General features: G+C 68.5%; 12 protein-coding genes. 5 read left to right on the forward strand and 7 right to left on the reverse strand.

Features of this window, described 5'->3' with window-relative positions:
* Positions 1 to 52: 52 nt before the first annotated feature.
* The 4 genes from ASE31_RS03565 to ASE31_RS03580 all read right to left on the reverse strand — a co-directional run bounded on the left by ASE31_RS03565 (position 53) and on the right by ASE31_RS03580 (position 4,381).
* Entirely contained in the window at positions 53 to 841 is a 789-nt protein-coding gene (locus ASE31_RS03565; protein WP_057200135.1) for an rRNA pseudouridine synthase, read from the reverse strand.
* Positions 834 to 2,501, reverse strand: a complete 1,668-nt coding sequence (locus ASE31_RS03570) for an MBL fold metallo-hydrolase (RefSeq protein WP_057200136.1) — start codon at positions 2,499 to 2,501, stop codon at positions 834 to 836. The genes ASE31_RS03565 and ASE31_RS03570 overlap by 8 nt, the downstream gene beginning before the upstream one ends.
* Before the next feature lie 72 nt (positions 2,502 to 2,573).
* Positions 2,574 to 3,326: an Asp/Glu racemase gene (locus ASE31_RS03575; RefSeq protein ID WP_057200137.1), complete on the reverse strand. Its 753-nt coding sequence runs from the start codon at positions 3,324 to 3,326 to the stop codon at positions 2,574 to 2,576.
* Positions 3,327 to 3,418: 92 nt separating this feature from the next.
* Entirely contained in the window at positions 3,419 to 4,381 is a 963-nt protein-coding gene (locus ASE31_RS03580) for a tripartite tricarboxylate transporter substrate binding protein (protein ID WP_057200138.1), read from the reverse strand.
* A 99-nt stretch (positions 4,382 to 4,480) separates the two neighbouring features.
* Between ASE31_RS03580 and ASE31_RS03585 the strand changes: the two genes are divergently transcribed.
* A complete protein-coding gene (locus ASE31_RS03585) occupies positions 4,481 to 5,350 on the forward strand; it encodes a LysR substrate-binding domain-containing protein (RefSeq protein WP_057200139.1) in 870 nt (289 codons plus the stop codon).
* Positions 5,351 to 5,359: 9 nt separating this feature from the next.
* Here ASE31_RS03585 and dkgB read toward each other — a convergent pair whose 3' ends face one another.
* Positions 5,360 to 6,172 (reverse strand): 2,5-didehydrogluconate reductase DkgB, encoded by an 813-nt coding sequence (gene dkgB / locus ASE31_RS03590; protein ID WP_057200251.1) that lies wholly within the window; start codon positions 6,170 to 6,172, stop codon positions 5,360 to 5,362.
* 40 nt (positions 6,173 to 6,212) lie between these two features.
* Complete coding sequence (locus tag ASE31_RS03595) at positions 6,213 to 7,415, reverse strand: MFS transporter (protein WP_057200140.1); 1,203 nt, start codon at positions 7,413 to 7,415, stop codon at positions 6,213 to 6,215.
* A gap of 114 nt (positions 7,416 to 7,529) precedes the next feature.
* On the opposite strand from ASE31_RS03595, the gene ASE31_RS03600 reads away from it, so the two are divergent.
* A complete protein-coding gene (locus ASE31_RS03600; protein WP_057200141.1) occupies positions 7,530 to 8,414 on the forward strand; it encodes a LysR family transcriptional regulator in 885 nt (294 codons plus the stop codon).
* Between the two features lie 10 nt (positions 8,415 to 8,424).
* Here ASE31_RS03600 and ASE31_RS03605 read toward each other — a convergent pair whose 3' ends face one another.
* Positions 8,425 to 9,129, reverse strand: coding sequence for a glutathione S-transferase N-terminal domain-containing protein (locus ASE31_RS03605; RefSeq protein ID WP_057200142.1), 705 nt, complete (start codon positions 9,127 to 9,129; stop codon positions 8,425 to 8,427).
* 127 nt (positions 9,130 to 9,256) lie between these two features.
* Between ASE31_RS03605 and dapF the strand changes: the two genes are divergently transcribed.
* The 3 genes from dapF to ASE31_RS03620 are packed head-to-tail and all read left to right on the forward strand — an operon-like array spanning position 9,257 to position 11,850.
* Positions 9,257 to 10,135, forward strand: coding sequence for a diaminopimelate epimerase (gene dapF / locus ASE31_RS03610; RefSeq protein WP_057200143.1), 879 nt, complete (start codon positions 9,257 to 9,259; stop codon positions 10,133 to 10,135).
* Positions 10,132 to 10,830 carry a DUF484 family protein gene (locus ASE31_RS03615; RefSeq protein ID WP_057200144.1) on the forward strand — a complete coding sequence of 233 codons (699 nt, stop codon included), beginning with the start codon at positions 10,132 to 10,134 and terminating at the stop codon, positions 10,828 to 10,830. The genes dapF and ASE31_RS03615 overlap by 4 nt, the downstream gene beginning before the upstream one ends.
* Before the next feature lie 21 nt (positions 10,831 to 10,851).
* The gene (locus ASE31_RS03620) at positions 10,852 to 11,850 is read left to right on the forward strand and encodes a tyrosine recombinase XerC (RefSeq protein WP_057200145.1); all 999 of its coding nucleotides are present in this window, start codon (positions 10,852 to 10,854) and stop codon (positions 11,848 to 11,850) included.
* Positions 11,851 to 11,860 lie beyond the last annotated feature (10 nt).

Below are 11,860 nucleotides of genomic sequence, written 5' to 3' on the forward strand. Positions count from 1 at the left end.
GCCTTCCCTCAAAACGCCTATTGCTCACCTTTTGATAGCTAGCGAGTGCCGTTCAGAATCGCTCCCAGGGCTGCAGGTAGCGCCACTGTCCCTCGGGCACCTTGGACAGTGGCACGCGGCCGATGCGGATGCGCTTGATGGCCACCACGCGCAGGCCCACGGCCTCGCACATGGCCGGAATCTGCCCCGGACGAATGCCTTTGAGCGCAAAGCGCAGCCGCGTCTCGTTCTGCCAGCTCACCTTGATGGGGGGCAGCGCGCGGCCATTGAATGACAGGCCGTGGCACAGGCGCTGCAGGCCGTTGGGTGCGATTTCGCCGGCCACCTCCACGATGCATTCCTGCTCCAGCGATTCGATGTCCTCGGCCAGCTTGCGTGCAATTCGCTTGTCCTGCGTATAGACCACCAGGCCGCTGGCCTCTGTGGGCAGGGGGGTGAAGCATTCGAGCTGGCGGAAATGGCGTTGCAGCACGCGGATGCCCGAGGCATCCTCGGGCAGGTGCGAGGCGAGGGCCAGCAGCGTGACGGCGGGCGTTGCACCCTGGCTACGGCTCGCATGGGCGGCGCCAGCCTGCCCCGGCGCACCCAGGCCGGCCTCGAAACCGGCGGGCTTGTGCAGCAGCAGGGTGACGGGGGTCAGCTCCAGCAGGCTCGCATCGGGGTCCACCGCCACGCTCTGGTGCGGTGCCACGCGTGCACCAGGCACCTCGACCACGGCGCCCTCCACGCTCACGAAGCCGCCCTCGATGAATTGTTCGGCCGTGCTGCGCGAGCAGTTGAGTTGCTCGGCCACGCGCTTGGCCAGCCGGACATGGCCGGCTTCAGGGTTTTTTTCAGTCATTACCGGGTTCCATAGCGCGGATGCGCTCTACATGTGCAAGCAGCGAACGCTGGGCGACGGGCCACATGCGCGGGGGCACGTCGTCGTAGGCGTGGCGCACCCAGTCGTCCATGCTGCCCTGGGGCAGTGCCTGCATGGCGGCCAGTACCTTGGCCTCGCGCGCCAGGCGGTGGGCCTTCAGGCGGGCAATGGCGCTGCGCGCCTCGCCCAATACGTAGCCGTGCGCGGGCAGGATGAAGTTCACGCCCTGCTTCTCGCAGGCCGCGTCCAGCGCGTCCAGCGAATCGAGGTAGTCGGCCATGTTGCCGTCCGGCGGGTCGACCACCGTGGTGCTGCCGTTGAGGATGTGGTCGCCGCTGAACAGCAGGCCATCCTCCTCCAGCAGCAGGCACAGGTGGTTGGCCGCATGGCCGGGGGTGTGGACCACCTGCAGGGTGTGGCTGGTGGCGGCATCGGCCACCTGGGCGGACAGCACCAGGCGCTCGCCATGGGCCAGCTCGCGCTCGGGCGTGAAGGCGCTGGCCACGCGGGCTGTGGGGGCCGAGCGCAGGCCCAGGATGGGGGGCGCCGGCTGCCCGGCCTGCACGCACAGTGCCTGCAGCGGTGCCGCGCCGGGAGAGTGGTCGGGGTGCGAGTGCGTGCAGACGATGGAGCGGATGTCGCCACCGGCGGCGCGCCAGAGCTTCTCCAGGTGCTCGGGGTCGGCCGGGCCGGGATCGATGGCGATATAGCCCGTGGCCGGGTCGCCCACCAGGTAGCTGTTGGTGCCCGGGCCGGTCATCACGCCCGAATTGGGGGCCGTGAGGCGCTGCACGTTCTTGAGCAGGGGCACGGGGTGGTCGGTCTGCCAGTCGAGCGGGTGCACGATCTGCCCGTCGGGGCAGACCAGCGCCAGCTCGCCGAAGGGCATCTCGTCTTCCATGTAGCGCGCTTCCTTGCCACCCAGCAGGCCGGCGCGCGGGCAGCTCACCCACAGGGGCTGTTCATTGGCCAGGGCGCCGAGCACGGCGTCGGAGTTCTTGAATTTCGCCAGCCGCTGCAGCGTTCGGATGGTCGGGAAGATCATGAAGAACTGGCCTGCCTCGTGCCGCGCCAGCGCATCGGCAGGGCGCACCCACACGGGCTCGAACTGCTCGGCCTCGTCGGCCACCGGGGTCTGGCCTTCGGGCATGCGTGCGGCCAGGAAGGGCACCTCGAAACGGCGCGGCAGGTCGCGGTCGGCTGTCCAGTAGGCCAGCAGGTACACGCTGTCGGCCGCCAGGCGCAGGCCCCGGGCTTCGCATTGCGTGGCAAACGGCGCGCTGCGGTCCAGCGCGGCAATGTCGGCGGCATCGGCCATGCGGCCGTCGGCGTGGCGCGCCAGCAGCACGCCCAGTTCCTCGAAGCTCTCGCGGATGGCGGCGATCGCCTGGGTCAGGTGCAGGTCGCTCTGGGCCGGGCGGCGGTCCGCCACCTGGTGCGACTGGGCATCGAGCGCATCGATGCCGCCGCCCGGAAAGACGTAGGCCCCTGGGGCAAAGCTCGCGTTGGGCGAGCGCCGCGTCATCAGCACCTCCAGCGCCCCGTCGCCTTCGGCGTCGCGCAGCAGCAGCACGGTGGCGGCCAGGCGGGTGGGAACGGGTTCGCGGTGGGGATGGAGTTGCTGGCTGATGCGGGGCATGGGCCCATTATCCGGCTTTGACCGCAGCCTGCCGGGCGCGTCATGCGGGAAAGCGCGGGGCTTTCCCGCGGATCAGTACTTGCCCGAGAGCAGGGCGCCGGCATGGGGCACCCGGGTCTCCAGCCCCAGGCGCCTGAGCATGGCCCAGGTGGTGCAAGCCGCAGCCGACACGACGGGGATGCCCAGCCGGTCCTGCGCCACCTGCACCGACGCCAGCGAGGGCATCTGCACGCATGCCGAGATCACCACCACGTCCACGCCGCGCGTGTCCAGGCGCTGCACGATCTGCGCCGGTGCCGCAGGGTCCTGTGCGCCCACCTCCAGGTTGTCGGCGATCTCCAGCGACAGGCTGTCGTGCACGGCGATGCCTTCGTGTTCGATGTAATCCACCACCAGTTGGGTGAGCGGCTTCATGTAAGGGGTGAGCACAGAGACCTTCTTCGCGCCCATGGCCTTCAGGCCTTCGACCAGCGCGCCGGCACTCGATACCACGGGCGCTGGCTTGCCGTTGGCGACCGTGACCTCGTGCAGCCGCTTTTCGGACGTGCGGTGGTAGCCCAGGCCCATGCTCATGATGGCCACCAGGCAGGCATAGCCCATCACGTCCATCTTTCCATCCGAAAGTTCCAGTGCGCAGCGGTCGGAGTCGCGGTCCATGGCGGCCAGCTCTTCCTGGGTGACCTTCTGCATGCGCATGCGGCTGGCATGGAAGCTGAAGCGCTCGGGCAGGATCTGCTCGCGGGCGCGCAGCATGGCGGGGATCTCGGTCTCCATGGTGGTGTTGGAGCTGGGCACGATCTGCCCAATGCGGTAGGTGCGTTGCATGGCGGTCTTTCGGGAAAAAATGGGCAAAGCGCTGCCCTGCCCGGCGCACGGGGCGCCGGGAATGGGATCACGCAGGGGAGGGGGCTGTCGGGTCAGTCGGCCTTGATGCCGGCGCCCTTGATGGTCTTGGCCCAGTAGGCGGTCTCGGTCTTCACGAGGTCGCCGAGCGCATCGGGCGGCAGGTAACGCAGCTCGATGCCGGCGGCGTCGGCGCGCTGGCGCGTCTCCGGCATCTCCAGCGCCTTCTTCACGTCGGCCGTGAGCTTGCTGATCACCGCCGGTGGCGTGGCCGCCGGGGCGAACAGGCCCACCCAGGCTTCGAGTTTGAAGTCGGGCATCCCGGCCTCGGCCACGGTGGGCACGTTGGGCAGGCCGGGGTGGCGCTTGGTGCCGGTCACGGCAAAGGCCTTGAGCTTGCCGCTGACCACATGCTGCATGACCGACGGCGGCGTGGTGATGAACACCTGCACCTGGCCGGCCAGCACGTCGGCCACGGCCGGGCCCGAGCCGCGGTAGGGGATGTGGGTCATGAAGGTGCCGCTCTGCTGCTTGAAGATCTCGGTGCCGATGTGCGAGAGCGAGCCATTGCCTTGCGATGCGTAGTTGACCTTGCCGGGGTTCGCCTTGAGGTAGGCGATGAACTCCTTGAGGTTGTTGCCCGGTACCGAAGGGTGGGCCGCAATCACGTTGGTGGCCACGGTGAGCAGGGCCACGGGCGCGAAATCCTTGGCCTCCCAGGGCAGGCTGGGCGAGAGCGCCGGGTTGCCCACATGGTAGGCCGAATACGAGATCAGCAGGTTGTAGCCGTCGGCCTTGCTGCGGGCCACCGCACCGTAGGCCACGTTGCCGCTGCCGCCGGCCTTGTTGTCGATCACCACCGGCTGGCCGAGCACGCGCGCCAGGGGTTCGTTGAGCAACCGGGCCGAGGTGTCCACCACACCGCCGGGCGGGTTGGGCACCGTGAGCGTGATGGCCTTGCTGGGGAAGTTGTCCTGCGCAGTGGCCAGGCCCGAAAGGGCCAGCGTGGCAGCCAGCAGGCTGTGCTTGATCGTCATGTTTGTCTCCGCCTGGATGTTGTAGTCAGGGTATTGTGGAAACAAGCGAACCAACAGTCCAATATATTGTTGGTCTTGATCAAGACTTGAAAAGTATCAATGGAACTGCGGCACCTGCGTTACTTCATCGCCCTGGCCGAAGAGCTGAGCTTCACGCGCGCCGCGCAGCGCCTGCATGTGTCGCAGCCGCCGCTGAGCCTGCAGATCGCGCAACTCGAGGCGGAGCTGGGCGCCCAGCTGTTCGTGCGCACCAGCCGGCGTGTGGAACTGACGCTGGCAGGCCAGGCCTACCTGGTGGATGCGCGTGCGGTGCTGGAGCGGCTGGACACGGCGCGCCAGCGCGTGGCGGCCATCGGCCAGGGGCAGGCGGGGCGCATCGAGGTGGGGCTGTCGGGCTCGCATTTCCTCGGGCCGTTTCCGGCAGCGCTGGCGCGCTACCGGCACAGCCACCCGGGCGTGGACGTGGTGCTGCACGAGATGCAGCCCTCGCTGCAGCAGGCGGCCCTGCGCGACAAGCGCATCGACGTGGGCATTTCGCGCACGGCGGTCAACGACGACCAGCTCGCGAGCACCCTGCTGTGGCCCGACCCCGTGGTGGCGGCCCTGCCGCCCGGCCACCCGCTGGCGGCGCGCAAGGCGCTGGCCCTGAAGGACCTGCGCAGCGAGGCCTTCGTGATGCTGCGCCGCGATTCATCGGCCCACGCCGAGCACATGGTGCAGTGCTGCGTGCAGGCCGGCTTTGCGCCCCGGGTTGCGCAGACCACGGTGGAGCTGGCGGCCTTGCTGAGCCTGGTGGCCGCAGGGCTGGGCGTGGCGCTGGTGCCGTCGTCGCTCGGCAGCCTGTTCGGCGCCCGCGTGGTGCTCAAGACCCTGGGGGCCAGGGCACCGCGTGCCGACGTGCATGCGCTGCAGCGGCGCGACGATGCCTTGGGGGTGGTGCCGGCCTTCGTGCGCGTGGTGACCGGCTGAGAGGATCGGTCAATCCCAGGCAGGGGCAAGGCCGTCGGGGTCGACCAGGCGGCCGCCACGGTCCAGGCTGGCGATCTGCGCCATATCGGCATCGGTAAGGCGCAGCTGCTGCGCCTTGAGGTTGCTGGCCAGGTTCTCGCGCCGGGTGGACGAGGGGATCACCGCGTAGCCGAGCTGTAGCGCCCAGGCCAATGCCACCTGGGCCGTGGTGCCCCCATGCGCGCGGGCAATGGCTTCGATCACCGGGTCGTTCAGCACCTTGCCGTAGGCCAGCGTCATGTACGAGGTGATGGGGATGCCCTGGCTTCTCGCGAAGTCGGCCACGCTGCGGTTCTGCAGGTAGGGGTGCAGCTCAACCTGGTTGGTGGCGATGGCGCCCGCGCCCACGGCGGCAATGGCCTCCTGCATCAGCGCCACGGTGAAGTTGGAGACACCGATCTGCCGCGCCAGGCCCTGGGCCCTGGCTTCGGCCAGTGCACCCATGAACTCGGCCACGGGCACGGCACCGCTGGGCGAAGGCCAGTGGATCAACGCCAGGTCCACCTGCTCGCTGCGCAGCTTGGCGAGGCTGTCCTTCAGGCTGGGGATGAGCTTGTCCGCCGCCAGGTTCTCCGTCCAGACCTTGGTGGTGAGGAACAGCGCGCTGCGTGGCACACCGCTTTCTGCGATGGCCTGGCCGACCTCGGCCTCGTTGCCGTAGATCTGCGCGGTGTCGATGGCGCGGTAACCCAGGTCGAGCGCGTTGCGCACCGAGTCGATGACGACTTGGTCCTTGAGGCGAAAGGTACCGAGGCCGAAGGCGGGGATGGTAGAAGAATGCATGAAGAAAGACTCCGTGTGGATGTGCAGGAAAAAAGGGTGATCAGTGGCCGACGGGGACCGGGCCACTGGAGCGCACGGGGATGCCGGCTCGGCGGTCCAGCACGCCGCTGTAGTGCGTCAGGGCCAGGGAGCCCAGCACCACCACGGCACCGATCCAGGGCGTGTGCATCAGGCCCAGGTGCGTCACGATCAGGCCACCGGCCCAGGCGGCACCGGCAATGCCCAGGTTGAAGGCGGCGATGTTCAGGCCCGAGGCCACGTCCACCGCCTGCGGCGTGAAGCGCTCGGCCTGCTTGACCACGTAGACCTGCAGCCCCGGCACATTGCCGAAGGCCACGGCGCCCCAGAGCAGCACGGTCACCAGCGCCAGCCAGGGGTGCGGCGCGGTGAACTGCAGCAGCAAAAGCACGGCGGCCAGCAGGGCGAACACGATGCGCAGCGCCGGGATGGGGCCCAGCCGGTCGGCCAGCCGGCCACCCCAGATGTTGCCCACGGCCACCGACACGCCGTAGACCAGCATCACCCAGCCCACCGCACCGGCGCTGAACCCCGAGATGTCGGTCAGGATGGGTGCAAGAAAGGTGAAGGGAATGAAGGTGCCACCGTAGCCGATGGCCGTCTTGGCATAGACCAGCAGCAGGCGTGGCTCGGCCAGCACCTTGGCCTGCTGCAGCAGCGAGGCGGGTGGGGTATGGGCGATATTGCGCGGCACGAAGAGTGCGCTGCCGATGAAGGCGACCACGCCCAGGGCCGAGACGGCCAAAAAGGTCTCGCGCCAGCCGAAGTGCTGGCCGATGAAGGTGCCCAGCGGCACGCCGGTGACCAGCGCCACGGTGAGCCCGGTGAACATGATGGCAATGGCGCTGGCCGCCTTCTCGCGCGGCACCAAACCGGTGGCGATGGTTGAGCCGATGGAGAAGAACACCCCGTGCGCCAGGCCGGTGAGGATGCGCGCGGCCACCAGCGATTCATAGCTCGGTGCCTGCCAGGCCAGCAGGTTGCCGGCGGTGAACAGCGCCATCAGCGACAGCAGCAGCGCCTTGCGCGGCAGCTTGCCGGTCAGCGCGGTGAGCACCGGGGCGCCGACGGCGACACCCAGGGCATACAGGCTCACCAGCAGGCCCGCCGAAGGGATGCTGATGGACAGATCGGCCGCCACGGTGGGCAGCAGGCCAACGATCACGAACTCCGTCGTGCCGATGGCGAATGCGCTGAGCGTCAGCGCGAGCAAGGCAATGGGCATGGAAACACTCCTGTGTAGATGCAGGGAAGTGTCGGGTTTGCAGCCTTGCAGAAAAAGAGGGTTCTACGCCATAGATAGTTGATTTGGAATCAACAATCGGCGAGCATTGCGCCCATGAAATCCACCCTGGAAGAGTTGCAGGCCTTCGTGGCCGTGGTCGACGGCGGCTCCATCACGGCGGCGGCGGACCAGTTGGGGCAGACGGTTTCGGGCATCAGCCGGGCCCTTGGGCGCCTGGAAAAGAAGCTGGAGACCACGCTGCTGCGCCGCACCACGCGCCGCACCGAGCTGACCGAGGAGGGCCAGGCCTTCCTGCTGCGCACGCGCGCCATCCTGGCCTCCATCGACGATGCCGAGGAAAGCATGGCGGCACGCCGCCAGCAGCCCGCCGGCCGGCTGCGCGTGAATGCGGCCACGCCTTTCATGCTGCACGCCGTGGTGCCGCTGGTGCCGGCGTTCCGAGCCGCCTATCCGCAGATCACGCTGGAGCTCAATACGGACGAGATGTACATCGACCTGCTGGAGCAGCGCACGGACGTGGCCATCCGCATAGGCCGGCTGCAGGACTCGACCCTGCACGCGCGCCCCCTGTGCACCAGCCGCCTGCGCGTGCTGGCCAGCCCGGAGTACCTGGCGCGCGCCGGCAAGCCCAAGGGCGTGGCCGAACTCTCCGGGCACACGCTGCTGGGCTTCAACGAGCCAGAGTCGCTCAACCGCTGGCCGCTGCGCGGCACGCACGGAGACGAATGGCGGATCGTGCCCAGCCTCACCGCGTCGAGCGGCGAAACATTGCGCCAGCTGGCGCTGGAACATGTGGGGCTGGTTTGCCTGTCGGATTTCATGACCGCAGGCGACCGCGAGGCCGGCCGCCTGGTGCAGGTGCTGGCGCGCGACACGGTGGACGTGCGCCAGCCCATCAATGCGGTGTACTACCGCAACACGCAGCTGGCCGCGCGCATTGCGTGCTTCCTGGACTTTCTCCAGGAGAGAATGGGCTGAGCTCGATCGCTCAGCCGCGCGCGGGAATGTTCAACCCCTTGGCCACGGCCGGGCGTGCCACGAAGGCGTCCAGCACGCGTTTGATTTCCTTGAACTGGTCGAACTCCACCAGCTCGCCCGCGCCATAGAAGCCCACCAGGTTGCGCACCCAGGGCAGGATGGCGATGTCCGCAATGGTGTAGGTGTCGCCCATCACCCACTGGCGTCCGGCCAGGCGCTGGTCCAGCACGCCCAGCAGGCGCTTGGACTCGGCCACATAGCGGTCGCGCGGGCGCTTGTCTTCATAGTCCTTGCCGGCAAACTTGTGGAAGAAGCCGAGCTGGCCGAACATCGGGCCCACGCCGCCCATCTGCCACATCACCCACTGCAGGGTTTCATAGCGGGCGGCCGCGTCCTGGGGCACCAGCTTGCCGGTCTTGTCAGCCAGGTAGATGAGGATGGCACCGGACTCGAACAGCGCCAGTGGCTTGCCGCCGGGGCCGTCGGGGTCGAGGATGGCGGGGATCTTGTTGTTGGGATTGAGCGACAGGAACTCGGGCGAGGTCTGGTCGTTGGTCTCGAAACTCACCAGGTGCGGCTCGTAGGGCAGGCCCAGTTCTTCGAGCGCGATCGAGGCCTTCACGCCATTGGGCGTGGGCAGCGAGTACAGCTGGATGCGGTCGGGGTGCTGGGCGGGCCACTTGCGGGTGATGGGGAAAGCGGAAATGTCTGCCATGGGCTCCTCGTTCGTTGTTTTCAAAGACGCGTTAGCCTAAACCGCTTGGCCGCCCTGTGCCGGATGGGGGTATTGCCATTGCCACGGTGTCTGACAAGGCCGGCCCTGCACCGACGATAATCCGGGCATGAAGATCCACTTCACCAAAATGCAGGGCGCGGGCAACGACTTCGTCGTGCTCGACGAGACCCGCGCGCGGCTGAATCTCACGGCCGGCCAGTACCGCTACCTGGCGGACCGCCATTTCGGCGTGGGCGCCGACCAGATCCTCACCGTGCGGCCCTCGCCCGCCCAGGGCATCGACTTCGAATACGTGATCCACAACGCCGACGGCGGCGAGGTGGGCCAGTGCGGCAATGGCTCGCGCTGCTTTGCACGCTACGTGCGCGACAAAGGCCTGACGGACAAGGACACCATCCGCGTGCAGACCCTGAGCGGCGTGCTCTCGCCAAAGCTCAATGCCGATGGCCGGGTCACGGTGGACATGGGCGTGCCCGTGCTCGACGAGCCCCGCGTGCCTTTCGATACCGCGGCCCTGGCCCCTACGGTGCAGGGCAACGGCCGCACCTGGCCCCTGGCGTTCGACGTGCAGGGCATCTCCGTCACCGTGCCGGTGGCCGTGGTCTCCATGGGCAACCCGCATGCCGTGCAACTGGTGGACAGCGTGGACACGGCCCCTGTGGGCCTGTGGGGCCCGCTGATCGAGAGCCACTCGCGCTTTCCTGAGCGCGTGAACGCGGGCTTCATGCAGATCGTGGACCGCGGCCATGTGCGCCTGCGGGTGTTCGAGCGCGGTACGGGCGAGACCCTGGCCTGCGGCTCGGGCGCCTGTGCGGCCGTGGCCGCCGGAATTCGCCTTGGGCTGCTCGACAGCGAGGTGCATGTGGACATGCATGGCGGGCGCTTGACCATCGCCTGGAGCGGGCAGGATACCGATTCCCTTTTCATGACCGGCCCGGCCACCACCGTATTCGAAGGCCAGATCGACATTCCGGACGCAGCATGACCAATCCCAGCACCCATATCCCGCCCATCACCGAAGACGACATCGCCCAGTTCCTGGAGAACACCCCCGGCTTTTTCGAGCGCCACGCCGAGGTCCTGGCCAGCGTGCAGATCACCAGCCCCCACGGCGCGCGCGCCGTGAGCCTGCAGGAGCGCCAGGCCGAGATGCTGCGCGAGAAGATCAAGGGGCTGGAGCACCGCGTGATGGACATGGTGCGCAACAGCGGCGAGAACACCGCCATTGCGGCCAAGGTGCACCAGTGGACCAGCGCACTGCTGCAGGTCAAGGACCCGTTCGACCTGCCCGAAGCAGTGGTGGAGGGCATCCGCTCCCTGTTCGACGTGCCCCAGGCCACCGTGCGTGTGTGGGAAGTGGCCGGCCCCTACGTGGATGCCGACTTCGCCCAGGGCGCCAGTGAAGACGCGCGGGCGTTCGCTTCGTCGCTGACCATGCCCTTTTGCGGCCCCAACCTGGGTTTCGAGCCCGCCGGCTGGCTCAGCGCAATCGATGGCGTGCAGGCCCAGTCGCTGGCCCTGCTGCCGCTGCGCCAGGGCGCCATCGACAGCGCCACTCCGGCCTTCGGGCTGCTGGTGCTGGGCTCGCACGATCCCCAGCGCTTCGATGCCACCATGGGCACCGAATTCCTTTCGCGCATTGCCGAGCTGGCCAGCTCGGCGCTGGTGCGCCTGCGCTGACCTGCTGGCGGACGGCTGCACGTGACCACCACCGCACCCGTCGCCCCTGAGCCCGGCACCTTGGCGCCAGATCCGCTGGTGCTGCGCTACCTGGAGCATGTGCGCGTGGAAAAGCGCCTGGCGGCGCGCACGCTCACGCTCTACACGCTGGACCTCGAGAAGCTCGCGCAGTTCGCAGCCGGCGTGGGCCTGCCCCTGCTGCAGCTGCAGACGGCGCACATCCGCCGCTTCGTCGCGCAGATGCACAGCGGCGGGCGCAGCGGGCGTGGCATTGCGCTCATCCTTTCGGGCTGGCGCGGCTTTTTCATCTGGGCCGGGCGCCAGGGCCTGGTGCCGCACAACCCGGTGCAGGACGTGCGCGCCCCCAAGGCGCCCAAACCCCTGCCCAAGGCCCTGGGGGTGGACGACGCCGTGCGCCTGGCCGAGTTCGACAACACCGGCGCCGACCCCTGGTTGGAAACGCGCGACGCCGCCATGGTGGAGCTGCTGTACGGTTGCGGCCTGCGCGTGGGCGAGCTCGCGGGGCTTGATGCCGTGCCCAGTGCCGAAACCCAGCGCCAGGGCCGCGGCTGGATCGACCTGCAGGCGGGCGAGGCGCATGTGTTCGGCAAGGGCAGCAAGCGGCGCAGCGTGCCGGTGGGCCGCTCGGCCCTGGAGGCTCTGCAGGCCTGGCTGGCGCTGCGCGCCGGGCCGTTCGGCGGCGACGGATCGGCGCGCCTGGATGCCGCGTTGTTCCTGGGCCAGCGCGGCGCGCGGCTCACGGCACAGTCCATCTGGCTGCGGCTGCGCCAGCGCAGCCAGCAGGCCGGGCTGACCACCCCTGTGCACCCGCACATGCTGCGTCATTCGTTCGCCAGCCACCTGCTGCAGTCCAGCGGTGACCTGCGAGCGGTGCAGGAGTTGCTCGGCCACGCCAACATCACTACCACTCAGGTCTACACGCGCCTGGATTTCCAGCATTTGGCCAAGGTGTACGACGCGGCGCACCCGAGGGCCAGGCGCAAGCCAGGCGCTGAATAAATCGGTCCGG

Origin of the sequence: Acidovorax sp. Root217 (genome assembly GCF_001428645.1) — a bacterium.
In the GTDB taxonomy this organism is placed as follows: Bacteria; Pseudomonadota; Gammaproteobacteria; order Burkholderiales; family Burkholderiaceae_C; genus Acidovorax.

What these genes read in the sequence shown, in the direction of transcription:
- ASE31_RS03595 (WP_057200140.1), bottom strand. Translation starts at nt 7,415, where the DNA reads ATGCCCATTGCCTTGCTCGCGCTGACGCTCAGCGCATTCGCCATCGGC.
- ASE31_RS03570 (WP_057200136.1), bottom strand. Translation starts at nt 2,501, where the DNA reads ATGCCCCGCATCAGCCAGCAACTCCATCCCCACCGCGAACCCGTTCCC.
- ASE31_RS03565 (WP_057200135.1), bottom strand. Translation starts at nt 841, where the DNA reads ATGACTGAAAAAAACCCTGAAGCCGGCCATGTCCGGCTGGCCAAGCGC.
- ASE31_RS03615 (WP_057200144.1), top strand. Translation starts at nt 10,132, where the DNA reads ATGACCAATCCCAGCACCCATATCCCGCCCATCACCGAAGACGACATC.
- dapF (WP_057200143.1), top strand. Translation starts at nt 9,257, where the DNA reads ATGAAGATCCACTTCACCAAAATGCAGGGCGCGGGCAACGACTTCGTC.
- ASE31_RS03580 (WP_057200138.1), bottom strand. Translation starts at nt 4,381, where the DNA reads ATGACGATCAAGCACAGCCTGCTGGCTGCCACGCTGGCCCTTTCGGGC.
- ASE31_RS03585 (WP_057200139.1), top strand. Translation starts at nt 4,481, where the DNA reads ATGGAACTGCGGCACCTGCGTTACTTCATCGCCCTGGCCGAAGAGCTG.
- ASE31_RS03600 (WP_057200141.1), top strand. Translation starts at nt 7,530, where the DNA reads ATGAAATCCACCCTGGAAGAGTTGCAGGCCTTCGTGGCCGTGGTCGAC.
- ASE31_RS03575 (WP_057200137.1), bottom strand. Translation starts at nt 3,326, where the DNA reads ATGCAACGCACCTACCGCATTGGGCAGATCGTGCCCAGCTCCAACACC.
- dkgB (WP_057200251.1), bottom strand. Translation starts at nt 6,172, where the DNA reads ATGCATTCTTCTACCATCCCCGCCTTCGGCCTCGGTACCTTTCGCCTC.
- ASE31_RS03605 (WP_057200142.1), bottom strand. Translation starts at nt 9,129, where the DNA reads ATGGCAGACATTTCCGCTTTCCCCATCACCCGCAAGTGGCCCGCCCAG.